Below are 22164 nucleotides of genomic sequence, written 5' to 3'. Positions count from 1 at the left end.
CCCTGCTCGTGAAACAATTGGCTCTTGTCGTGCCCAGCAGGGTGCGTGAAATGGAAAAGAGCATCCGCGCTGTCACTATAAACAGGCAGTCTGGATATCCTGACGGGCCGCGGCAGTAAAGCACGATCCGTAAGCGCAAATTTCCATTCTTCCTGAAGTGTGCCGACCAGAAACATGAATGACCTTATAGCACAACTGATTGGTGAATATCCCCTTGCAGCGGTGAGTGGTCTTTCTACCGCCGATGGGATGCCGGTTCATCTTCCCCTGATTCTGGAACCTTCCGGTCAGTCCCGGGATTTGTCGCACGCGCGCCTTATCGGTCATATGGCGCGGCGTACCCTCACGATACCGCCCGAAGCCGGGCCGATCGCTGTGGAGGTTATGTTTTCTGGCCCGCAAGCCTATGTGTCGCCGGAAGTGGCAGGAGATCGCGGCTGGATACCGACATGGAATTATGCACGCGTCTGGGCGCGCGGAGCCCTGAGTTTTTCCGAGAATCTGACAGGATCAGGTCTTGAGCTGCTGGTTGACGCAATGGAGAAGGCGCGCGCAGAACCCTGGCGAATCAGTGAAAGCGAGCCACGTGCAGAGGCGCTCAAGAAACATATTATTGGCTTTGAAATTACGAATCTCACCTTCCACCCGTCCTTCAAGCTGGGACAGGGTGAAACTCCGGCAGTGTTCGATAAAATTGTAAGCGATCATCCGGACAGAGATCTCGCGCGCTGGATGCGGCTGCACGCAGCTTCGACGTCCTCTGTGCAGGTTCTTCAGGAAAATCCTGCCTGAAAGCCTGAAAGTTAGTGACTATCTGACCACCCTATCCCGGATCATGGCGTCATGCGATGTGGCAGGTCGCCTTTTTGCTGCGTCCTTTGTGCACGGAGAGACGACGATCCGTCTTGTCCTGTAGGCGTATATCATCCGGCGTAAGAGTCAGCTTTGCGGAGGGTTCCGTAAGCATAGTCGTCAGGGCACGATGCGCATTTGCCGCGTAGTGCATGGTGTTGGGGCGTGCCGGGCTGGCGGCCAACTGCGCAGAGTTCTTTCTGGATGTGGCGAGCAGGCCGTTTTACGGGTTCAACCGTAATAGGGCCCTGTCTCATATGAGGGGAGGAGCGAAGGCTCCGACCCCTCTTCGGAGAGAGGCTTCATAACACTGACATATCAAGCAGGCGGCGGGCTACTGTGCCGGCATGGGCGCTCGGACCGGGCGGCGCGAAGGCCTGTCCTGCGACGAAGACTCCCTCCATCAGCAGCACCAGACCAGCGGTCAGCGCCTCAGGGTCGCGTGCGTTCAGAAGTGCCACGCGAGATGCAATCCAGTCGGCCATCGCCTGTTTGAGTCGCGCGGCCTCCCGGCGGACAGGATGATCGCGATCAGGGAACTCAAGGATTGCGTTTGTCAATCCACAGCCGCGATAGGTCGGGCTGGAGGCCCGTTCAGCCAGACCGTCAAAATACGCAAGGATCTGGCCGCGTGGATCGTCGGGAAAATCGGACTCGGCCTCCTCGAAGCGCGTCCGGCAGGTTCCGTAGAATTCATCAAGATAGACCGCAGCCAGCCCGTCTTTGGATTCATAGGCACGGTAAAGCGACGGCTTGGTAACGCCCGCGTTTTGCACGATTTCTTCGACGCCAACGCCGCGTATTCCGTTGTGATAGAACAATTCGCGTGCTGAATTCCGAATCCGTTCGGCGGCGCTGACGCCGGGTGTGGGTCGCTTCATAATCTATTTCCGCTTGACGATGTTACCGATCGGTACCTAGGCTCAGTAAAGTGTAACTTACCGGTTAGTCATATGAGCAGAAATCTTCCCATCCGCAAGGGTGCCGTCTTTGTGGTCGTCGTGGTGCTCACCTTTCTCTCCTTGCTGGTGTCGGCCGGTGTGCGCTCAACGCCCGGCGTCCTGATGATGCCCCTGCAAATGGAGTTAGGGTGGAGCCGCACCACGGTTTCGTCGGTCGCCGCTTTTGGTATTTTTCTCTACGGCTTTGTGGGGCCGTTCTCCGCGGCGCTGATGCAGTCAATCGGAATCCGACGCACGCTGATCGGGGCGCTCCTGCTGATCGGTGCGTCGTCCGGGCTTTCACTGTTCATGACAGCGCCGTGGCAATTTTTCCTCACATGGGGGCTGCTAACCGGTCTTGGCACCGGGGCCGTTGCAATGGTGCTCGGCGCTACGGTCGTCAATCGCTGGTTCGTGGCGCGTCGCGGCACGGTCATGGGTCTGCTCGCGGCAAGCACGGCAACAGGGTCGCTGCTGTTCCTGCCTCTACTGGCGTCCCTCGCACAGACGCATGGCTGGCGCGGGCCGGTCGTCGCTGTCACGGTGGTGTGTCTGGGTCTTGTGCCGCTCGTCGCGCTGTTCCTGCCTGAACACCCTGAGCGTCTGGGCCTTGTGCCGCACGGGGCGGAGGAGGGATATGTTCCTCCCGCGCGCCCGTCACGCCATCCGCTGCATATCGCGATATCGGCGCTCCGTGACGCGATGGTCATGCGGGATTTCTGGTTGCTGTTCCTGACGTTCTTCGTGTGTGGCTTCACGACAAACGGGCTGATCGGCACGCATTTTATCGCGATCTGTGCTGATCACGGTGTGGGCGCGGTCCCGGCGGCGGGGTATCTCGCGCTCATGGGGTTCTTTGACCTGTTCGGCACCACAGCCTCGGGTTGGCTCACCGACCGGATGGATGCGCGGCGGCTGCTTTTTGCCTATTACGGCCTGCGGGGCCTGTCGCTGATGGCGCTGCCGTTTGTAGATTTCCACGGCGCAAGCCTGACGCTGTTTGGCGTGTTTTATGGGCTGGACTGGATTGCGACAGTGCCACCAACCTTGCGTCTCGCGAATGCCGCCTTTGGCGAGGCACGCGCGCCGGTTGTATTCGGATGGATCGTGTTTGGGCATCAAATCGGCGCGGCTCTGGCTGCGTCGCTTGCCGGTGTGCTGCGTCAGGCACAGGGAAGCTATCGTGACATGCTGCTCATGGCCGGGCTTGCCGGCTTGGTCGCAGCGCTGATGGCGCTGCGGATTGGGCGTTCTCCGTCGAAAGGCGTTGCCCTTGCGGCGGAGTGAGACAAGGTGAGGAATGGTCCACGCGGATGTTCAATTGACCATGGGGCTGCGTCGGATTTATTTCGGGCAGACGTCACGCATTATCAGAAAAACGCACGTCAAAATGCCTGTTAATCTTGACGGGTTCTCAAATTGCAATTGCAGTGACCAAATCCCAAATCCCAAATCCCAAATCCCAAATCCCTACCGTAATAGCACCCATCCATCGGCTGCACGCCGGATCTTTCTGTTCCACATGTCCGGCTTACAGTACCAAACGCACCGCGGCTGATTATCAGACAATAAATGTCAGCGCGTCGCTCGGGTAAAGCTATAAACTTCAATGCTCAGCCGCTCATGCAATGGCCTTCAGTTCAAACTGGTAACCCGCAGTCAGACGACTAAAAATCGATGATCTCCACGCTTGCCGTTGAAGAGACTTATAAGGAGCAAAGACGGTGGAAATATCCAGTTCTTCTTTGCTCCATCAGGACTTTAGCCTGCTGTATCGACAAGAACGACTTCGGCATCCGTAAGGGCGCGAACTTTGAGAATATCTATCTCCAAGAGTGCAGCCCCATCGCCTTCACTAATTTTTCTGCCTTCAATCTCAACCGAGCCTTTGGCAACCACAAGGTAGGCAAGTTTTTCCGTGCCAAGATGGTAGTCAGCTATCTGATCTTTTCTCAATGTTGCCCCAAGCACACGTGCATCGGCGTGAATGGGAAGGGCATCGCCGTCATTCTGGAAACCTGATGCCAGAGTAAAAAATTTTCCAGCACTGTCGTCTTTCGGAAAAGCACGAGCGCCCCATGACGGTGCGTGACCTGCCTGATTGGGCATGATCCAGATCTGGAAGATCCGAGTTGTGACATCTTCCAGATTATGTTCGCTGTGTCGGATACCCGTTCCTGCGGACATAACCTGCACATCTCCGGCCACAGTGCGCCCTTTATTGCCAAGGCTGTCCTGATGCGTGATAGCGCCCTCACGAACATACGTGATGATTTCCATATTTTCATGCGGATGAGTACCAAAGCCGGTGCCCGGTGCGATGGTATCATCATTCCAGACGCGCAGACTGCCCCAGTTCATACGGCTGGGATCATAGTAATGGGCGAAAGAAAAATGGTGCCTTGCATCCAGCCAGCCGTGGTTGGCGTGGCCAAGTGTGTCATAGGGGCGGATTTCAATCATAACATGCTTTCCCGATTTGGTACGTAAGTATCTGATGAGACGTTAAGCACGGGCGAGTGTGGAGGATATAGAAATCATGGAAAGATATCGTTTCCATTTTTGTGATATGGAGTATTTTGTATCCAGAAAATGCAAACACGTTCTGATAAACACGATATAGACATTATCCTTATCAACTCTTTCGCGAGATCGTCTGATGCGCCTCCCTGATTTTGAAGCATGGGCTATTTTTGCAAAAGTCGCTGAACTCGGTTCGTTCGCCCGCGCAGCAGAAGAGATCCAGCTTTCCAAACCGACTGTATCTAAAGCGGTAGGTCGTCTGGAACAAACACTCGGCGTTGCACTGTTTAATCGGAATTCCCGCCACCTGTCTCTTACAGAAGCGGGGCGGACGGTGCTGGGGCACGCGAACCGTATTCTGGTGGAAGCAGAGGCAGCGGAAACAGAAGCACGCGGAGGCACGCAACGGCCTTCCGGACTGGTCAGGATTGCGGCCCCGATGTCTTTCGGCATAGGCCATTTGTCGCCTGTTTTACCTGCCTTTCTTGCCAAATACCCGGATATTGATGTGACTGTCGATTTCAGTGACACGCTTGTTGACTTCGTGGCGGAAGGATACGATGTCGCACTCCGTATTGCGTCTCTTGCAGACTCTGCGTTGCGGGCACGGAAACTCTGCGAAGTTCAGCTTTTACTGGTGGCAAGCTCTGCTTATCTGGATCGGGTGGGACGTCCTGAGCATCCACGGGATCTTGAAGCTCAAAAAAGCTTTGTCTACACCAACACGTCAGCGCCCGGAAAAATTCGTCTTCAGCATAATAAAAATGGAAAAGAATTTGTTCTGACGCAAACTTCCAGATTCCGTGCAGATAATGCGGAAGCGTTTCTTCCTGCCTTGAAGGCTGGACTGGGCTTTGGTCTGTTTCCCGAATTCATGGTAGGGGAAGGTCTGGCATCCGGCCTTTTTGAGCGGATCCTGCCGGACTGGCATGCGCCGTCTATTGCGCTGTATCTCGTCACGCCATCCAGCGCGCTCAGACCAATGAGGGTTACGGCTTTGCTGGATTATCTTGTGGAATGTTTTAGTCAGCCGGGATGGTTGAGCCAGGCAAAATAAACATGTGATTCGGGCATAAGATTTGTCTGTTTCTGTATTCTAAAAAAATTTCTTTGAAAGAGAATTCCCATGCCATTGATGAATGACATGGGTTGGCAATTAATAAGCCTTCCTGAATTGAGGCACTATTCTCAGCTCAGTTTTCTGGCAATACCCGCGACATGCTGGCCAAGGAACTTTGCTCCTTCCAGTTCATTGGCGCTTGGCTGGCGCGACCCATCTCCTGCGGCAAGTGTGGTGGCCCCATAGGGCGAGCCGCCAGTAACTTCGTCCAGCCTGAGCTGACCCTGAAAGCTGTAGGGCAGGCCACTGATAATCATGCCGTGGTGGATCAGATTAGACATCAGGGAATACAGGGTGGTTTCCTGCCCGCCATGCTGAGACGCGGTTGAGGTAAAAACGGCTCCGACTTTTCCAACCAGTGCTCCTGCGAGCCACAAGCCTCCTGTCTGGTCCCAGAAGTTTGCCATCTGGGCTGGAAGCCGTCCAAATCGTGTCGGCGCGCCGATAATAATAGCATCATAATTTGGCAGGTCGTCTGGTGTTGCAATTGGTGCGTTTTGCGCCGTTTTGAAGTGATGGGCTATGGCAACGTCTTCCGGTACCAGTTCAGGAACACGCTTGATATCAACCTCAAGACCTGCTGCCCGCACGCCTTCGGCGACAGCATTGGCCATGGTTTCGATATGCCCGTAAGATGAATAGTAAAGAACAAGAATTTTAGCCATTTTGGATTTCTCCTTTGGTGTTGATAACAGTTTCCGTAAAGTTTTCAGAGTCTCCATCATGATAGGCCCTGTGTAAGGAAGCGATATGTAAAAGCAGGAAACACTCAGTTTCCTGTTTTGGGATTGCGTATTCTCAGAGTTTTCTGGCCGTGGTGCTCTGTGTAGTGCTTGCCAAAATCCCATCAATGGAGAAATGACCGGGCCCGGTAGCCGCAAGAGCCAGAAGCCCGCCAGCAATACTGAAGTTTTTGTAGAAATGGATCCACATATCGTATCGTTCCATTCCAGAGAACGTCCAGTAATGGTGGCCAATAAACGCCGTGGCGAGTGTGTAAAGTGCCAGAATAATGGCAACGGGAGAGGTCAGGGCACCTAGGGCGATGAGCAGACCAAAACCCAGCTCAACCAGAATAGCGATAATGGAAGACAGGTAAGGCAATGGTGCGCCAGTTGTGGCCATATAAGCCACGGTGCCAGAGAAACCAGTCAGTTTGCCCCAGCCCATAAAGACAAAGAGCATGGCAAGCAGCAGGCGTGATGCCAGCAAAACAGGATCGCGCGGGAGAGACAGGCTCATGGTGGTGGATCTTTCATCAGAAAAGCAGCGTGTTATTTGCTGCCGCTGCTTGTTTTTAGGCTGGCCTAATTGAGCGATAAATAGAAATGGACTAAATACAATGTTTCCATTTTTTACATTAAAGGTTTTATGACGGGCATAAGCTTTACAGGCGTTGCTGTAGGGGCGCGGACGAACGAGCATAAGGCAGGCGAGCATATGTAATAATTGCTTGAATGCCTGACGCCCGGAACGCAAGGCCGGTCTATCCACATGGTCAGTGCGCCGAGATTATTCGCATAATAAGCAGTTTATCGAAGAGGAATAAGATACCGTATGAAAGAAGAGCTTCACGTTCTTCTGACACAGCATCCTGCCTGAGGCCTTTTCCATAAGACGGAAAGATTTTCCCTGTATTCCTGTATCCTGATAGGCGGACACTGATCTGCGTTGCCTATGAGCAATTCATGTTGCCATGCGTTGGTCGTGAAGGACGGCATGCCATAAACTGGCTGCCGTACAGAATGCTGAGCGGGAGATTGGTCTTCTGGGACGTTATACGAAGAGCGCATTGGCAGTCGGGGGTGGCAGGGCAAGACTGAGTAAGAGCCCAAGCATACAAAAATAACAACTATTTATTTTAGTGATATGACAAAAATACTAAAATGATAGATAATTATTTGACAGGGTCTCTCCGCTCAGGCTAAGTGGCGTGATTGGAAGAGAGGATGTGATGACTTTCCAGAAAGATCATCTGCTACCAGTCGCTATGGTATTGCGATGTTGTATGGGCGGCCGATAACAGGAGACTGTTTTCGACAATATGGTAACCTGAGCTGTGCAGCAGGGTACTGATCCCTTTTTCCTAATCTGACTGCTTTTATTATGGCTATAAATCTTTTGTCCTTCGCCCAGAGTGCGAGAGCGATCCTGTCTGTTCCTATTCGGACGGTGCTTTTTCTGCCTGAGTGTCTCAACTGACAAAACCACGGACTGATTCTCTTTGCAAATGCAGAAAGAATTCAGATCAAGAAAACAATCTTTAAAAATGGTTTTGGAAGCGATGGCTCACAATGGGAGATCAGGCTTATGCGTCGAGCAAACAAGAAATTGGAAACAAGTCTTTATTATCGTCTGTCGGCGCGTCTGGAGAAGCTGGTGCTCAGACTATATGGGGTATCCTGAGCAGGGAGCCGAACCCACTTTTAAAGGATTTTATTGAATACCATAATATTGCAAACGCAGATCCTGATGCGTGCTTTGCGCTTGCGCTGTCTTCCTTACTGGCAGGAAAATTGTCTTCTGGCGCAGAGAGTGATTTGAATTTCTTTAGTCTTTTCATAAAATATTATCAGGTTTTTCCTTACCTTTCTCTAATGGCGCAGTCAGATTTGCATGCGTTGTATGATCGTAATCCTGCGGTGCATGATTATGGAACAGCTTTTCTGAACTTTAAAGGATATCATGCCCTCCAATGCTATCGGATTGCGCATAGACTATGGATAGAACATCAAGAAACCGCAGCCAGATTTATTCAGAGTCTTATTTCCGAACGGTGGGCCATTGATATTCATCCGGCTGCTGTTTTGGGCGAGCGCCTTATTCTGGATCATGGGACAGGCATTGTAATTGGAGAAACAGCGCGTGTTGAGGATGATGTTGTTCTTTTCCAAGGTGTTACTTTAGGTGGCACGGGAAAGGAAAGCGGTAAACGCCATCCAACAGTATACCAGGGCTCCATAATTGGTGCGGGCAGTAAAGTGCTCGGCGCAATTGAAATCGGCCGAGGAGCCAAAGTGGGTGCCGGTTCAGTGGTTGTAAAAAATGTTCCCGAGTTTACCAGTGTCTTTGGGAACCCGGCGCAGGTTGTGGGACGCCATACCCATCTGCCTGCACTGACATTCGATCAGTCTCTTCCTGCCATCGACTATATATTATAACAAACATAATAGTGATATAAAAAAACACACTTAATGATATCGTTTTTCTATTGATTTTTGATATGAGGGTGTTACGGTCAGAGTCACGGTTGCCTGTTGAGGTATGCCGAAAATACGATGGAGCGATAAAATGGTTTATCCGGTTCGCCTTCCGATTCGATGTTGTTAAATAAAACCAATAAATAAAGAATTTTTCTTTTATATTTTTAAATTATAAGGTCTGGCAGTTCATGACTGAGATTCAGCCTACGTCCGCTGGTGCATCTGCGCTTGATCGTAATTTGTCTGCAAGGCAGCTTTCTACAGCACATGTTACGCGTGTCCAGAATCTGGAGCGTACGCCGCGCTGGCTGCACCGTCTTTTGCCATGGGTGAATGTAGGAGGCGGTGTTTTCCGTGTTAACAGACGCCGCATTGTGTCGTCCCGTTTCACGGGTGTGGTATTTTCGGGCAATGACCGTACGCTGGCCCCCACTCCTGAAAGTCTGTCTCTTTTCCCCGGCTTTGCGGGACAGACGCCAGAGGATATTCAGGCCGTCAGCAAGGTATTTAAATCGCATAAGCTGCCCGCAGGAAAAGAGCTTTCGATTGATGATGGCAGCCTGCTGATTGTTGTGAACGGGCAGATTCAGCAGAACGCAACAACACCGGAAGGGCGGCAGATCAGGCATCTGTTTCTTGCCGCGGGTCAAAGCGGGATTGTGCGGCACGATGCGCACCATGGCCCGCTTGTCGCCACGGGTGACACAACAATCGTGACACTTTCTCCGGCTCTGGCGGAGCACTATCCCTGGTTATCAGGCGCGCTTGATCAGATCGACCAGCAAGGAGAGCCTGCGGTTGGTGTCAACCAGTATGGAGAGGCCGCTATTCAGGTGCTTTCCAGTGTTGATGGTGAGCCAAAACTGCCTACAACATTCGTCGATTATCAGGATCACCCGCGCGAATATTATCTGCACTCCCTGCAAACTGTTCTGCGCACCCACACCCGTATTACCGACCTTTACAGCAACGAGTTTGATCAGTTGCGGGAGCAGGTCAGGGTGGTCATAGACGTGATTCGGGAACGTGAGGAATGGGAGCTTCTGAATAACCCGGAATTCGGTCTGCTGCGTGAAACGGCGATCGCGCAGCGGGTTCCCACACGGAGCGGTCCGCCCACGCCGGATGATCTGGATGAACTCTTAACCAGAGTGTGGAAAAAGCCTGGGTTTTTCCTGGCACATCCCAAAGCAATTGCCGCCTTTGGTCGTGAGGCGACGCGCCGGGGCGTCCCGCCGCCAACAGTCACCCTCTTTGGGTCAGCCTTTCTGACATGGCGTGGCATTCCTCTTGTTCCCTCAGACAAAATTCCGGTTTCTGAATTTGGAGAAACCAGTATTCTGCTGCTTCGTGTCGGTGAGGAAGAGCAGGGCGTCATTGGGTTGCATAATACGGGGATTACGGGCGAGGTCGAGCCGGGCCTTTCCGTGCGCTATAGCGGGACGGACCAGTTCTCGGTCGCATCACATCTGATTACACGCTATTTTTCGGCGGCTGTTCTGGTTGAAGATGCAATTGCCCGGCTCGATAATGTGCTGATTGGAAATTATTATGACTACGCACCCTGATGCTGGCGATGTGCCGCCCATCACGGCGCATCAGACTCTTCTTGCCCGTGCCTTTCAGGATGTTCTGAATGAGGGGGCGGCTGACGCTGCTCCCTTTGGTCGCCCGCAGCTTACGGCGCCAGCGTTTGCGTCAGGAGCAGATGCGTCCGGGTATGAGCCTGTATGGTCAAGAACACCGGTGACAGCCACTGCGTCGCCAGACACTCAGTTTGGCGCTCTTTCCGAAAAAGCTGTTTCCCCGTTTTTCTCTGGAGCATTCTCGCTGCCAGCCCGGCCTTCCGGGCCGCCTCTGTCAGAAGAGGTTTCAGCTACACCGTATTTTTTGAAGGATAAATCACAGAATACAGGAAAAATACTGTCCGCGTATGATATCCGGCAGATTAAGAACGATTTTCCTATCCTCAACCAGTCGGTCAACGGACATAAGCTGATCTGGCTGGATAATGCCGCCACAACGCAAAAGCCACGCGTTGTGATTGATGCGACCTCTCATTTTTATGAGCGTGATAATTCAAACATCCATCGTGCAGCGCATACCCTCGCAGCGCGCGCCACAGATGCGTTTGAAGGGGCACGGGAAAAGCTCCGGCGTTTTATTGGTGCGCGCGAGGCCGCGGAGATTGTTTTTGTCAGAGGCACAACGGAAGCCATCAATCTGGTAGCGCAAAGCTACGGCCGGGCCAATATCGGTGCTGGTGATGAAATTCTGATCACCACAATCGAGCATCACGCTAACATTGTGCCGTGGCAATTGTTGGCCAAACAGACAGGAGCCGTCTTACGGGTGGCTCCTGTGAACGACAAAGGCGAGCTTCTGCTCGAACAGTTTGCGGCGCTTCTGTCTGGACGTACGAGAATTGTTGCGGTGACGCATGTTGCCAATGCGCTGGGCACTATCAATCCAATTGAGCAGATTATCCCGCTGGCCCACGCATATGGTGTGCCGGTTCTGGTGGATGCAGCGCAATCCTCGCCCCATTTGCCACTGAATGTGGCCGCGCTGGATGCAGACTTTCTGGTGCTGTCTGGCCACAAGGTGTACGGCCCGACCGGGATTGGCATTCTGTATGGTAAACGCGGGCTCCTTGAGGCTATGCCACCCTGGCAGGGTGGTGGGCACATGATACGGGATGTTACGTTTACCCACACGGAGTTTCAGGGGCTTCCCGAAAAGTTCGAGGCTGGCACGCCAGACATAGCCGGGGCTGTTGGTCTGGGGGCCGCTGTAGAGTATCTGGAGCAGATAGGCCTGCCAGCTATTGCCGCGCATGAACATGCGTTGCTGGAGTATGCTACTTCTGAATTTGAGCGTCTGCCGGGTGTCAGGATTATCGGCACGGCTGCGGCCAAGGCGAGTGTTTTGTCTTTTGTGGTCAAAGGGCATGATGTGACGGACGTGGCAAAATATCTGGACCGTTATGGCATTGCTGCGCGCTCCGGGCACCACTGCGCGCAGCCTGCGCTCCGGCGTTTTGGTGTGGAGGCCACGGTCAGGGCTTCTTTTGGCCTTTACAACAGTTTTGAGGATGTAGATGCTCTGGTCTCAGCACTCAGGTCATTGATAAGGCACTGACATGACTTTTGCAGTTCTGACTGCATTCGGCGGCGGTCTTCTGATAGGGAGTGCCGCCGTTTTTTTGAAGGCGACGACGGGGCATATCCTTGGTGTCAGCGGTATTCTGGGGAATGCTGTTTCACGCTCCGCAGGGAGTTGGCGGTGGGCGTTTCTCGCGGGTGTAGTGGGTGCCGCGGTTGTCATGCGCAGTATGGGCGTTCTGGTGCCAGCAAGTTTCAGCCAGTTGGGGTGGCAACGTCTGCTGGTCGCGGGTCTGCTGACAGGCACCGGGACCAGACTGGCCAATGGGTGCACCAGTGGTCATGGCGTATGTGGGTTGGGAAATCTATCCGGACGTTCTTTAATTGCGGTTCTGGTTTTTATGGGAACAGCCGGGCTTGTTGTCTTTTCCCAGCATAGCGGGAGCTGGTTTCCATGAAGACTATGGCATCCGCCTTCTGCGGCTTTATTTTTGCTCTCGGCCTGATGGTGTCAGGGATGGCAGACCCGGCAAATGTACTGGGCTTTCTGGACGTGACCGGCGCGTGGAACCCTCTTCTGGCTTTTGTGATGGGAGGCGCCGTTGCTGTCACGCTTCCCGGTTTCTGGTGGCTTCGTCACCGGCAGGTTACAGGCCCCGCGTCTGATAAGGCGCGACACTGGCCGAAGCGCTGGCCGCCTGATGTGGCTCTTGTGGTGGGGGCAATCCTGTTTGGTATTGGCTGGGGGCTGACCGGCGTGTGTCCCGGTCCGGCCCTTGTTCTGCTCGGACTGGACGGCTGGAAAGCGTGGCTTCTGGTTGCAGGTATCCTGCTGGGCTGGAAAGGTACGCAGTATTTACAGACTGCCCGTGCGCGATAATGCAACCGATTGTCTGCTGTCGCGGGCTGCGGAAACAGACAATCGGAATGAGGGGCCGCACAGACCAGACTTTAGGGCTTGGGTCTGGCCGTAAAATCCGCGGCGTCATGACGTTCCGGTAACTGGTCTTCTGCCGGGCCGGTAATGCGGTTAACACGCCGGCCACGCTGGACAGCAGGGCGCGCCAGCAGGCGGTCTGCCCACGCCTTGACGTGCGGGTAGGCCTGCACCCCCAGAAACTCTGATGCACCGTAAAGCCACCCTTCTACCAGACCGCCATACCATGGGAAAATGGCGATATCCGCAATGCTGTAGGTCTCACCAGCAACATAGGGCACTTCCTGAAGGCGGCGTTCCAGCACGTCCAGTTGCCGTTTGGTTTCCAGAGTAAAGCGGTTGATCGGATATTCCTGCTTTTCAGGCGCGTAAGCGTAGAAATGGCCAAAGCCGCCGCCAACATAAGGCGCACTACCAACCTGCCAGAAGAGCCAGTTGAGGCATTCGGTACGGCCATGCAGATCTTGCGGGATAAAGGCCTGAAATTTGTCTGCCAGATACAGCAGGATAGAACCGGATTCAAAAACCCGAAGCGGCGGGTGAACGCTATGATCCACGAGAGCGGGAATTTTTGAATTCGGGTTAATGCTCACAAAGCCGGAACCAAACTGATCCCCTTCAGAAATACGGATGAGCCAGGCATCATAATCGGCGTCCCCATATCCCGCAGCCAGAAGTTCTTCCAGCAGAATGGTGATTTTCACACCGTTGGGTGTGCCAAGAGAATAAAGCTGGAGCGGATGCCGCCCAACAGGCAGAGGTTTCTCATGCGTTGCTCCAGCAAGAGGCCGGTTTGTAGCAGCAAACCTGCTGCCGTCCGGGCCCTCCCATTTCCAGACTTTGGGGGGCTGATAGGGTGTGTGCTTGTCGCTCATGCAAAGAGTCCATTGTAGGGTGTAGGCCATCAGGATGGCATGCGCCTGCGCACAAAACAACGCATTAAACCGTGTTTATAAAAAACCACAAAAATAATATGATTTAACAGATTGACTACATTTCTAGTTGGTGGAATCATCGGTTTCGGTTTGTGACACTCTGATGTCTCCAGTGGAGTCAACGTATTATGCACAGCAGATACCGAATGTCGGTTTGGGGCCGATGTAGCCGCGATCGGTCGTCAGACCGCGGTCCGGGCTAAATTCGCCGACGGAAAACTGTCGGCTCCGCAAGATGCGCAGAAGGCAGAGTGTGATGTTGGCATCCCACGTTCTTGAAATCGATGGTGTTTTTGTCGGTTCTTTCATTCAGGATTGCAAGCCGTGCCCGCAGCGTTTTTACGCTGTGCATGAGGCTGTGAAATCCTTTCATAATCAACGTCTCGATCACTCCGGATCTCTGAGTCGTCAGATTACCCGGCAGTTCCGTCGGGCCAGAGCGTCTTCCACGTCGGCCTGAGAGAGATTTGATCCTATTCAGGAAAGTTAAAAGATCATGAGTAAGTTTCGTCCTTTGCAGGATCGTGTTGTGCTGCGTCGTATTACCCCGGCGGACAAAACAGCCGGAGGCATTATTATCCCTGATACGGCTAAGGAAAAGCCTGTTGAAGCCGTTGTCGTGGCCGTAGGGCCGGGCGCGCGTGATGAGCACGGGCAGGTTGTACCTCTGAGTGTCAGGGCAGGGGATCATGTGCTGTTTGGTAAATGGTCTGGCACGGAGGTCAGTATTGATGGTGAGGATCTGCTGATTGCCAAAGAAGCTGATCTGTTCGGTATTCTGGAAAACGCCTCGTAATTTAAGATCTGTATTGAGAAGAGAGAAAAGAAAATGGCTTCTAAAGACGTAAAATTTTCCACCGACGCCCGTGCCAGCCTGCTGAAAGGCATTGATATTCTGGCCGATGCCGTCAAGGTGACGCTTGGCCCCAAGGGGCGCAATGTTGTTCTGGACAAGAGCTTCGGTGCGCCACGCATTACCAAGGATGGAGTCTCTGTCGCCAAGGAAATTGAACTGGCTGACAAATTTGAAAATCTCGGGGCGCAACTGGTGCGTGAAGTGGCCACCAAGACAAATGATCTGGCAGGCGATGGCACAACCACCGCCACGGTGCTGGCTCAGTCCATCGCCAGAGAGGGGCTAAAGGCTGTTGCAGCGGGCTTTAACCCGCAGGATGTGCGGCGTGGAATTGAGCACGCTACCAAAGCTGTTATTGAGGAATTGCGTAAGCGTACCAAAGCGATTTCTGGCCACGAAGAAACCGCTCAGGTTGCAACTGTCTCAGCCAATGGCGAAGTGGAAATTGGCCGTATTATTTCTGACGCTGTGCAGAAAGTAGGCAAGGATGGTGTGATCACGGTTGAAGAAGCCAAAGGCTTTGAGACAGAGCTGGACGTTGTTGAAGGGCTTCAGTTCGACCGGGGCTATATCTCTCCCTATTTCGTGACGAATACCGAAAAGTTAATTGCTGATCTGGAAAATCCCTACATCCTGATTCATGAAAAGAAACTCTCTTCTCTCCAGTCGCTCCTCCCGCTGCTGGAAACAGTGGTGAAATCCGGGCGGCCGCTTCTGATCATCGCGGAAGATGTGGATGGGGAAGCCCTTGCGACACTTGTGGTGAACAAACTGCGTGGTGGTCTGAAGATTGCCGCTGTGAAGGCGCCCGGCTTTGGGGACCGGCGTAAGGCCATTCTGGAAGATATTGCCATTCTCACTGGGGGGGAGGTTATCAGTGAAGAGCTGGGGATCAAGCTGGAAAACGCCACACTGTCCCAGCTTGGGCAGGCACGGCGTGTGGTAATCGACAAGGACAATACCACCGTTGTGGACGGGGAAGGGCAGGAGGACGTCATCAAGGCGCGTGTCGGGCAGATCCGAGCGCAGATTGCTGATACCACGTCTGATTATGACCGTGAGAAACTTCAGGAACGTCTGGCCAAGATTGCCGGGGGTGTTGCGATTATCCGTGTCGGAGGGGCAACCGAGACGGAAGTCAAAGAACGGCGTGACCGTGTGGATGATGCCCTGAACGCAACCCGCGCCGCGGTTGAGGAAGGTATTGTGCCCGGCGGCGGGACGGCTCTGGCCCGTGCGACAGAGGTGGTGGCGCATTTGCACTTCCATAATGACGATCAGCGCGTTGGCGGAGATATTGTGCGCAAGGCACTTCAGGCCCCGCTGCGCCAGATTGCTGCCAACGCGGGTGAAGACGGAGCTGTAGTTGCGGGAAAGGTTCTGGAAAATTCTGACTACAATTATGGGTTTGATGCGCAGCTTGGTGAATATAAGGACCTTGTTGCTGCCGGGATTATCGACCCGACCAAGGTTGTCCGGACGGCCTTGCAGGATGCGGCCTCTGTCTCCGGCCTTGTCCTCACCACAGAAGTTCTTGTGACGGACAAGCCGGAGCCCAAAGTGCCATCAGCACCGCCGGGGGCAGATCACGGATTCTGAAGATCGTTCCCTGTGAGTGAACGAGAGAGGGCATCGCTTTATGGCGGTGCCCTTTTTTATAGTGCTACATTGTACGTGCTTCCATTTTTATGGGCTCTGAAAAATTAGTGTGAGATGAAATCAGGAAAGAACAAACTATCGATGACAAAAACCAGAAAGAGCCCGAGCCAGATGAAAGGGAGTGACGTTCAGTTTGATGAGACTGATCTGGGCTGGATTGTTATGAGTATAGGCATGGCAATTGGTGCAGGGATTGTTTTTTTGCCTGTGCAGGTGGGTCTTGTGGGGCTGTGGGTATTTTTGCTCTCTTCCGCCATTGGCTATCCGGGAATGTATCTCTTTCAGAGGCTGTTTATTAATACACTCTGTGGAGCCAGAGAAAGCCAGAGCTATCCACAAATGATAGCCAGCTACCTTGGGAAACGCTGGGGTCTTGTCCTGGGCCTTGTGTATCTGATGATGCTGACAATATGGATGTTCGTCTATGCAACCGCTATCACGCGTGACAGCGCATCCTATTTAAAAAGCTTTGGCCTGACCAGCACGTTGCTTTCTCAGCAGGCATGGTATGGCCTCCTGCTTGTGACCATACTGGTCTTGCTGGCTTCGCGTGGAGAACGCCTCCTTTTTCGGTTTTCATCTTTTATGGTGCTGACAAAACTCGCCATCGTTGGGATGCTGGGGCTTTTTATGGTATCGCGGTGGAATGCGTCTTATATTACAGGGCTCCCTGCGTTTGGGCCTCTGGTAAAGGAAACAATTATCACGCTTCCGTTTACGCTGACGTCCATTCTGTTTATCCAGACACTCAGCCCGATGGTGATCGCATACAGGGCAAAAGAGAAATCTTTGGAAGTGGTGCGTTACAAGTCTCTTCGTGCAATGAATATTGCATTTGGTGTTCTTTTTATAACCGTATTTTTTTATGCGCTGTCTTTTACATTTTCTTTGCCGCATGAGGCCGCAGTTGCAGCCTACAAACAGAATATTTCCGCACTTGCCGTCACCGCACAAAATTTTCCCGGAAGCTGGGCCAGTATTATTGGAGTCGTGTTGAATATCTTTGCGGTCATGACAGCATTTTTTGGGGTTTATCTGGGGTTTAAGGAAGCATGTTATGGGCTCATTGCGCCAGTTATAAAACATTATAACAGTAAAAAGGAGCTTCCTGAAAAACAGGTTACTTACGGCATTATGCTATTTTCGATCCTTCTCTCATGGACTGCCATAGTCGGTAATTTTCCTGTCCTATCTTTTACCGTTTTATGCAGCCCCATTTTTGGTATCCTTGGTTGTCTGGTTCCGGCATGGCTTGTCTACAAAGTGCCGGAATTAAAACCTTACAGAGGCTATGGCGTTTATTTCGTGGTGTTTATAGGGCTCCTTTTATGTATCTCTCCCGTTTTTAAATTCTTGTCATAAAAAGTACGCCCTATAAAAATTTTATAGGGCGTTATTTTTTCAAAAATTTCCATGCTGAAAAAATGCTGTGTCTCATGAGTTCCGGAATTATCTTTTTGGATAGGTATAAGCGGGAAGAAGAATGAAGCCTCCCAAAGAAAGAAGGGCAATAATCTCCAGGAGCAGGAGACCGCCTGAATACGAACCAGTCTTATCATAAATCCAGCCTATTGCCGGCGGAGAAAGCGCTGCGACAATCGCGATCAGGGAATAGAGACAGGCATAAATTTTTCCAAAATGAGACAACCCAAAATACCGGCCCACAAAATAGGATGTCATGCTTGTCTCACCCCCGGACCCTAACCCCAGTAAAAAAGATGCCGTAAACAGAAGGAAAGGGGTTTTGGAGATATGAATGACAATCAGACCGATAAAAGCCATAAGTGCAAAAGGAACAATAATTTGGGGTCTGTCCTGAATATCCAGAAGCCAGCCAACCATAATCTGGGCCAGAATAGCCCCTGCGGCAACGCAGGAAAGCAGAGTCGTCGCTATATTCAGAGAGAAACCTTTATTCAAAAAAATACTGACATACTGTGAGAAGAGTGCCTGATCGACAAACATGGAGGTTGCAACTGTTACAAACAAGAGCCAGAAGATCGGTGTTCGCAGAGCATAATGCAGGTTTTTCCCCGGCAGCGATGGGGTTTTTTGCCCTGCACTCTTCGGAGGGTCCTTCAAAAAAGCAAATAGAAAAGGCAATGTCACAAGAGAGGCTAGTCCGAGCACCGCATAGGCGTTCTGCCATCCTACGGCGTTATATAAACTGCGGACAACCTGAGGTGCTATCATCATTGAGAGGAAAATGCCGCTTCCAAAGCTACCAAGGGCAAGCCCTCTTCGGTTGGAAAACCATCCTGAAAGCAATTTGCTGTAGGGCGCTATTCCCGGCCCAATAATGCCTAAAAGCGCATAGAACAGCCAGAATTGCCAGATGTCTGAGCCGGTTGTTTTGATAAGAGTTAAAATAATTCCAGACAAGAGTGCCAGAGGAAGTACCGTGCGTCTGATCCCGAACCGGTCGATCAAAAAGCCGATCAGGATTCCGCCTGCTGCTCCGCTCCAGTGTTCAAATGTGATGGCAAAAGAGGCTTTTGCCTGCCCCCAATGATACGTCTGGGTAATAGCAGGCAACAAAACGCTGAAAGCACTTGCGGACAGCGTTCCTGCACCCATAGACGCACCAATGAGTGAAACAGCAATAATTTTTGGAGTGTGATGCCTCTCCTGATGCGGCAGAAATGTTCCGGTCTGAGCCTGCTGAGAGTTGGCACTCATTTTGCCAGACCAGGTGGAAAGCTATTGGGTGTAATTTCTTCAGGCTTTTCTCCGAGCGCTTTCAGTGACCTTGGCAAGCGTTCAGTATTGATCGGTTGACGGTCACCAATCCAGAGACCTGCAACGATGTGATCTGCCAGAGGGTTATCCGTATTCGGATGAATGAGAATTCTCAGGCCATTATGGTTGAGGCTAAGCCATGAAACAATTTCTGAAAATTGCTCCTTGGTGAAGCCGAAATACCAGGACGGGGATGTGTGTGGACCAAAAGCCTGATCGTGCCATGGACCAATCTCGACAACAAAATTTTGCGTAACCCAGTCGCGGATGATGCGAGATTGAGCCGCAGTACTTTCGTCAAAATAGATATGAGCATGCCAGCTTGCAATGTCATGGATTGAGCGAGGCTCCAGGGAGAGCGCATCTTTCGTCATAATTGTATTCTCCAGACTAGTTCTCGCACATTAAATACATTTTTTTATCGTGTTGTCAAAAAACAACATTAAAAATTAAGAAATATAAAAAGATAACAAAAACAATAAGTTATATAGAGACATCAAATCGGATTTTTGCTATTTTTTGCAAATTCCCAGCCTAAGTTCAAAAAATATCGCGATCTATGAAAAAACCACTATTGAATAGAGTCATAAAAAAGAAATACGAACAAAAAAGTGAAACAGGGAACCAAAAGAGCCGGACCCTGGGATGGCACAGTGACGATGTTAGGGGCGTAAAGCCTCATAAATGTGGAGCGTTGGCGAGTGGAAAAAAGACATAGTCCTGTACTGATTGGTATTTCTATAACGTTCTGCTCTGTCATGCCCGTAGCTCAGGCTTTTGCTGAAGACGGGAATGTTTCTTCAGTTGCAATTTTTAGCAAAAAAGAATTAAAAAGCGGGAAAAGCAAAAAAAATAATGTAAATGAAGAGAAAAATACAAATAGAGACAAGAATGATGCTCAGTCCGCAGAGTCTGTTGTTGTAACCGGCACCAGAGCCAATGGACGCACGGTGCATAACAGTGCAGCTCCGATTGATTTAATTAGTCAGAAAGATCTCGCGCAAACTGGTGCAACCAATATTTTGGAAGCAATGGGGCGGTTGCTGCCGTCATTTAACGTGCCGGCGCTTGTACAGCCAGATTTGGGGAGCATGGTGCGTGGTGCGCAACTTCGTAACATGGACCCGGCTTATACTCTGGTTCTTGTAAACGGTAAGCGCCGGCATACGACGGCGGTTGTGAATGAGGACGGCTTTCCCGGTTCCGTTGCCACGGATTTGTCTCTGATTCCGACCGCATCAATTGATCACATTGAAGTCTTGCGTGATGGAGCATCAGCAATTTACGGCTCAGATGCTCTGGCCGGGGTTATCAATATTGTCTTGAAAAAAGATACCAAAGGGACATTCAGCGGGCAGGGTGGCTCAACGTATGATGGAGGAGGCACCAATGGTTATGTGAGGGCAGATAAAGGCTTTTCATTTGACCATGGAAAAGGGTTTGTTCATCTTTCTGCGGAATTTAACCGGCAGGATATGGCGTCCAGAAATTTTCCACTTAAATCTGGTTATCTGTCCTACCCTGCTGTCAGCAATACAACTGGCGCTCTGGTCGCGCTGGGATCAGGTAATACGCTGCCTGCCGGAACGCACCTTAATCCTAAGGAGGCGGGAAGAAATAATACACCATGGAAAAATGTTGGCTCACCGTCCAGTACTCTTGGGGAGTTTGCGTGGAATGCTGGCTATGATCTTACAAAGAGCATAACATTTTATTCCTTTGGCACATATTCTTACCGGGATGCTGCCTCAGTACAAAATTATCGTCTGCCCAATACCGTGTTTAAATCTAATCTCGGATTATACTCAGTCTATCCGGATGGATTTAACCCGTATGAGACGATGAAGGAGAACGATTTTTCTGCCACCGGCGGCATTAAATGGAAGACCGGGAAATGGGACTGGGATCTGAGTGGTACATATGGGGAGGACGACATAGACGTTGGTGTTACCCATTCAGCAAACTATGCTCTCTCCTATCCCGGTTCACAGACAGCGTTCCATGTTGGAAACCGTAATTATGGGCGTTTCACGGGTGATCTGGATGTAAGGCGGTTGACGTGCCCCCTTTTTTGTATCCACTTAAAAGGAGAGTTCCCGTTTTTTATGGCTTGGGGTTGATGGAATGACAAGGGTCTCGGGGGCATGCCCCCGAGACCCTTGTCTGGCGATCTGATCCGGTGTCCTGCCATCCAGCTGGGAATGGGGACGCACCGTATTGTAGTCTTCCCGCCAGTCAGCCAGAACCTGTCGGGCATGGCTGAGAGACGTGAACAGCGTCTCGTTGAGGCATTCATCCCTCAACCGGCCGTTGAAACTTTCGACAAAGCCGTTCTGTTGCGGTTTCCCGGGGGCGATATAGTGCCATTCAACCTTCATCTCATCCGCCCATTTCAGGATGGCATGGGATGTGAACTCCGTACCGTTGTCGCTGACAATCATGAGGGGTTTGCCATATCGTTCCACCAGGGCCGTCAGTTCCCGCGCCACACGTCCACCTGATAATGACGTGTCGGCAACCAATGCCAGGTTCTTGCGACTGAAATCGTCGATAACAGCCAGAATGCGGAACCGGCGGCCACAGATCAGGGCATCCGAGACAAAATCCAGGCTCCAGCGCTGCCCGGGTTCCTGAGGGATGGTCATGGGAGAACGCGTCCCCAGTGCCCTCTTGCGGCCGCCCCGATGGCGGACTTTCAGCCCTTCCTCCTGGTAAAGACGGAACAGCTTCTTGTGATTGGGGCTGAACCCTTCGCGTGCCAGAAGATAACCCAGGCGGCGATAGCCAAAGCGGCGTCTCTGGCTCGCCAGATCACGCAGGCGCTGGCGCAGGGTGGCATCATCTGCCCGGGTGGAAACATACCGCGCAACACGCCTGGCAAGACCAACAAGGGCACAGGCGCGACGCTCACTCACCTCCAGAGCCTTTTGAAGGTGTAGGACCGCCTGCCGCTTTGCGACAGGCGTCACCACTTTTTTCCAACAATTTCCTTCAACGCCGCATTATCCAGCATCGCATCCGCCAGGAGACGCTTCAGACGACCGTTTTCATCTTCCAAGGCCTTCAGTCGTTTGGCCTCAGATACCTCAAGGCCACCATAGCGGGTCTTCCATTTGTAAAACGTCGCATCACTGATCCCGTGTTTGCGGCAAAGATCAGAGACCTTGAGCCCAGCCTCCTGTTCCTTCAGCACCCCTATGATCTGCTCTTCCGTAAAACGACTGCGTTTCATTCGTCCGTATCCTTCTCGATCGGACTCTACTTTTAAATGGTTACATTTTCGGGGGGCACGTCA

Annotated in this window: 21 protein-coding genes; 12 read left to right on the top strand and 9 right to left on the bottom strand. The window is 52.0% G+C overall.

Annotated features, from left to right (window positions below; all coding sequences use genetic code 11):
* Positions 1-174: 174 nt before the first annotated feature.
* Complete coding sequence (locus JK199_RS11735) at positions 175-792, top strand: FMN-binding negative transcriptional regulator (protein WP_212376148.1); 618 nt, start codon at positions 175-177, stop codon at positions 790-792.
* A gap of 49 nt (positions 793-841) precedes the next feature.
* Here the strand turns inward: JK199_RS11735 and JK199_RS11730 are convergent, their stop codons facing one another.
* Together JK199_RS11730 and JK199_RS11725 are read right to left on the bottom strand one after the other, a co-directional pair.
* A complete protein-coding gene (locus JK199_RS11730) occupies positions 842-1036 on the bottom strand; it encodes a hypothetical protein (protein ID WP_212376145.1) in 195 nt (64 codons plus the stop codon).
* A gap of 118 nt (positions 1037-1154) precedes the next feature.
* Entirely contained in the window at positions 1155-1733 is a 579-nt protein-coding gene (locus JK199_RS11725) for a TetR/AcrR family transcriptional regulator (protein ID WP_077930937.1), read from the bottom strand.
* Between the two features lie 72 nt (positions 1734-1805).
* On the opposite strand from JK199_RS11725, the gene JK199_RS11720 reads away from it, so the two are divergent.
* On the top strand, positions 1806-3080 hold the full coding sequence (locus tag JK199_RS11720) for an MFS transporter (protein ID WP_212376141.1): 1275 nt from the start codon (positions 1806-1808) through the stop codon (positions 3078-3080).
* Positions 3081-3554: 474 nt separating this feature from the next.
* Here JK199_RS11720 and JK199_RS11715 read toward each other — a convergent pair whose 3' ends face one another.
* Positions 3555-4256, bottom strand: coding sequence for a pirin family protein (locus JK199_RS11715; RefSeq protein WP_212376137.1), 702 nt, complete (start codon positions 4254-4256; stop codon positions 3555-3557).
* A 196-nt stretch (positions 4257-4452) separates the two neighbouring features.
* Here JK199_RS11715 and JK199_RS11710 point away from each other — a divergent pair, with 196 nt between their 5' ends.
* Positions 4453-5373 (top strand): LysR family transcriptional regulator, encoded by a 921-nt coding sequence (locus JK199_RS11710; protein ID WP_212376134.1) that lies wholly within the window; start codon positions 4453-4455, stop codon positions 5371-5373.
* A gap of 131 nt (positions 5374-5504) precedes the next feature.
* Here the strand turns inward: JK199_RS11710 and wrbA are convergent, their stop codons facing one another.
* Entirely contained in the window at positions 5505-6101 is a 597-nt protein-coding gene (gene wrbA / locus JK199_RS11705; protein ID WP_212376131.1) for an NAD(P)H:quinone oxidoreductase, read from the bottom strand.
* 133 nt (positions 6102-6234) lie between these two features.
* Entirely contained in the window at positions 6235-6678 is a 444-nt protein-coding gene (locus JK199_RS11700; protein WP_212376127.1) for a DoxX family protein, read from the bottom strand.
* Positions 6679-7730: 1052 nt separating this feature from the next.
* Between JK199_RS11700 and cysE the strand changes: the two genes are divergently transcribed.
* The 5 genes from cysE (at position 7731) to JK199_RS11675 (ending at position 12623) form a co-directional block, all read left to right on the top strand.
* Complete coding sequence (cysE, locus tag JK199_RS11695) at positions 7731-8597, top strand: serine O-acetyltransferase (protein WP_212376124.1); 867 nt, start codon at positions 7731-7733, stop codon at positions 8595-8597.
* Positions 8598-8827: 230 nt separating this feature from the next.
* Positions 8828-10207 carry a family 2B encapsulin nanocompartment shell protein gene (locus JK199_RS11690; protein ID WP_212376121.1) on the top strand — a complete coding sequence of 460 codons (1380 nt, stop codon included), beginning with the start codon at positions 8828-8830 and terminating at the stop codon, positions 10205-10207.
* Positions 10191-11780: a cysteine desulfurase gene (locus JK199_RS11685; protein WP_212376118.1), complete on the top strand. Its 1590-nt coding sequence runs from the start codon at positions 10191-10193 to the stop codon at positions 11778-11780. The genes JK199_RS11690 and JK199_RS11685 overlap by 17 nt, the downstream gene beginning before the upstream one ends.
* A gap of 1 nt (position 11781) precedes the next feature.
* Positions 11782-12201: a YeeE/YedE family protein gene (locus tag JK199_RS11680; RefSeq protein ID WP_212376116.1), complete on the top strand. Its 420-nt coding sequence runs from the start codon at positions 11782-11784 to the stop codon at positions 12199-12201.
* Positions 12198-12623, top strand: coding sequence for a DUF6691 family protein (locus JK199_RS11675; protein ID WP_212376113.1), 426 nt, complete (start codon positions 12198-12200; stop codon positions 12621-12623). The genes JK199_RS11680 and JK199_RS11675 overlap by 4 nt, the downstream gene beginning before the upstream one ends.
* 71 nt (positions 12624-12694) lie before the next feature.
* Here the strand turns inward: JK199_RS11675 and yghU are convergent, their stop codons facing one another.
* The gene (yghU, locus tag JK199_RS11670; RefSeq protein WP_212376111.1) at positions 12695-13555 is read right to left on the bottom strand and encodes a glutathione-dependent disulfide-bond oxidoreductase; all 861 of its coding nucleotides are present in this window, start codon (positions 13553-13555) and stop codon (positions 12695-12697) included.
* 556 nt (positions 13556-14111) lie between these two features.
* Here yghU and JK199_RS11665 point away from each other — a divergent pair.
* The 3 genes from JK199_RS11665 (at position 14112) to JK199_RS11655 (ending at position 17492) form a co-directional block, all read left to right on the top strand.
* Entirely contained in the window at positions 14112-14411 is a 300-nt protein-coding gene (locus JK199_RS11665; protein ID WP_212376108.1) for a co-chaperone GroES, read from the top strand.
* Between the two features lie 33 nt (positions 14412-14444).
* A complete protein-coding gene (groL, locus tag JK199_RS11660; protein WP_212376105.1) occupies positions 14445-16070 on the top strand; it encodes a chaperonin GroEL in 1626 nt (541 codons plus the stop codon).
* 141 nt (positions 16071-16211) lie between these two features.
* Positions 16212-17492 carry an SLC5/6 family protein gene (locus JK199_RS11655; protein WP_212376102.1) on the top strand — a complete coding sequence of 427 codons (1281 nt, stop codon included), beginning with the start codon at positions 16212-16214 and terminating at the stop codon, positions 17490-17492.
* A gap of 87 nt (positions 17493-17579) precedes the next feature.
* On the opposite strand, the gene JK199_RS11650 is transcribed toward JK199_RS11655, so the two are convergent.
* Both JK199_RS11650 and JK199_RS11645 read right to left on the bottom strand, forming a co-directional pair.
* Complete coding sequence (locus JK199_RS11650) at positions 17580-18809, bottom strand: MFS transporter (RefSeq protein WP_212376099.1); 1230 nt, start codon at positions 18807-18809, stop codon at positions 17580-17582.
* On the bottom strand, positions 18806-19243 hold the full coding sequence (locus JK199_RS11645; protein ID WP_212376096.1) for a DOPA 4,5-dioxygenase family protein: 438 nt from the start codon (positions 19241-19243) through the stop codon (positions 18806-18808). The genes JK199_RS11650 and JK199_RS11645 overlap by 4 nt, the downstream gene beginning before the upstream one ends.
* 327 nt (positions 19244-19570) lie before the next feature.
* Between JK199_RS11645 and JK199_RS15980 the strand changes: the two genes are divergently transcribed.
* Entirely contained in the window at positions 19571-20989 is a 1419-nt protein-coding gene (locus JK199_RS15980) for a TonB-dependent receptor plug domain-containing protein (RefSeq protein WP_212376093.1), read from the top strand.
* Here the strand turns inward: JK199_RS15980 and JK199_RS11635 are convergent.
* Positions 20951-22101, bottom strand: a protein-coding gene (locus tag JK199_RS11635) for an IS3 family transposase (protein ID WP_237915129.1) whose coding sequence is annotated in 2 segments (ribosomal slippage) — positions 20951-21843 and positions 21843-22101 — 1152 coding nt in all. Because the reading frame shifts where the segments join, the coding sequence is not laid out codon by codon here. The genes JK199_RS15980 and JK199_RS11635 overlap by 39 nt on opposite strands.
* Between the last annotated feature and the right edge of the window lie 63 nt (positions 22102-22164).

The organism is Acetobacter persici, assembly GCF_018256955.1.
GTDB classification, from domain to species: domain Bacteria; phylum Pseudomonadota; class Alphaproteobacteria; order Acetobacterales; family Acetobacteraceae; genus Acetobacter; species Acetobacter persici.
This window is presented reverse-complemented; position numbering and strand designations above follow the sequence as displayed.

What these genes read in the sequence shown, in the direction of transcription:
- JK199_RS11725 (WP_077930937.1), bottom strand. Translation starts at nt 1,733, where the DNA reads ATGAAGCGACCCACACCCGGCGTCAGCGCCGCCGAACGGATTCGGAAT.
- JK199_RS11650 (WP_212376099.1), bottom strand. Translation starts at nt 18,809, where the DNA reads ATGAGTGCCAACTCTCAGCAGGCTCAGACCGGAACATTTCTGCCGCAT.
- JK199_RS11675 (WP_212376113.1), top strand. Translation starts at nt 12,198, where the DNA reads ATGAAGACTATGGCATCCGCCTTCTGCGGCTTTATTTTTGCTCTCGGC.
- JK199_RS11685 (WP_212376118.1), top strand. Translation starts at nt 10,191, where the DNA reads ATGACTACGCACCCTGATGCTGGCGATGTGCCGCCCATCACGGCGCAT.
- JK199_RS11735 (WP_212376148.1), top strand. Translation starts at nt 175, where the DNA reads ATGAATGACCTTATAGCACAACTGATTGGTGAATATCCCCTTGCAGCG.
- JK199_RS11720 (WP_212376141.1), top strand. Translation starts at nt 1,806, where the DNA reads ATGAGCAGAAATCTTCCCATCCGCAAGGGTGCCGTCTTTGTGGTCGTC.
- JK199_RS11715 (WP_212376137.1), bottom strand. Translation starts at nt 4,256, where the DNA reads ATGATTGAAATCCGCCCCTATGACACACTTGGCCACGCCAACCACGGC.
- JK199_RS11665 (WP_212376108.1), top strand. Translation starts at nt 14,112, where the DNA reads ATGAGTAAGTTTCGTCCTTTGCAGGATCGTGTTGTGCTGCGTCGTATT.
- cysE (WP_212376124.1), top strand. Translation starts at nt 7,731, where the DNA reads ATGGGAGATCAGGCTTATGCGTCGAGCAAACAAGAAATTGGAAACAAG.
- JK199_RS11655 (WP_212376102.1), top strand. Translation starts at nt 16,212, where the DNA reads ATGACAAAAACCAGAAAGAGCCCGAGCCAGATGAAAGGGAGTGACGTT.
- JK199_RS11645 (WP_212376096.1), bottom strand. Translation starts at nt 19,243, where the DNA reads ATGACGAAAGATGCGCTCTCCCTGGAGCCTCGCTCAATCCATGACATT.
- yghU (WP_212376111.1), bottom strand. Translation starts at nt 13,555, where the DNA reads ATGAGCGACAAGCACACACCCTATCAGCCCCCCAAAGTCTGGAAATGG.
- JK199_RS11690 (WP_212376121.1), top strand. Translation starts at nt 8,828, where the DNA reads ATGACTGAGATTCAGCCTACGTCCGCTGGTGCATCTGCGCTTGATCGT.
- wrbA (WP_212376131.1), bottom strand. Translation starts at nt 6,101, where the DNA reads ATGGCTAAAATTCTTGTTCTTTACTATTCATCTTACGGGCATATCGAA.
- JK199_RS11680 (WP_212376116.1), top strand. Translation starts at nt 11,782, where the DNA reads ATGACTTTTGCAGTTCTGACTGCATTCGGCGGCGGTCTTCTGATAGGG.
- JK199_RS11710 (WP_212376134.1), top strand. Translation starts at nt 4,453, where the DNA reads ATGCGCCTCCCTGATTTTGAAGCATGGGCTATTTTTGCAAAAGTCGCT.
- groL (WP_212376105.1), top strand. Translation starts at nt 14,445, where the DNA reads ATGGCTTCTAAAGACGTAAAATTTTCCACCGACGCCCGTGCCAGCCTG.
- JK199_RS11700 (WP_212376127.1), bottom strand. Translation starts at nt 6,678, where the DNA reads ATGAGCCTGTCTCTCCCGCGCGATCCTGTTTTGCTGGCATCACGCCTG.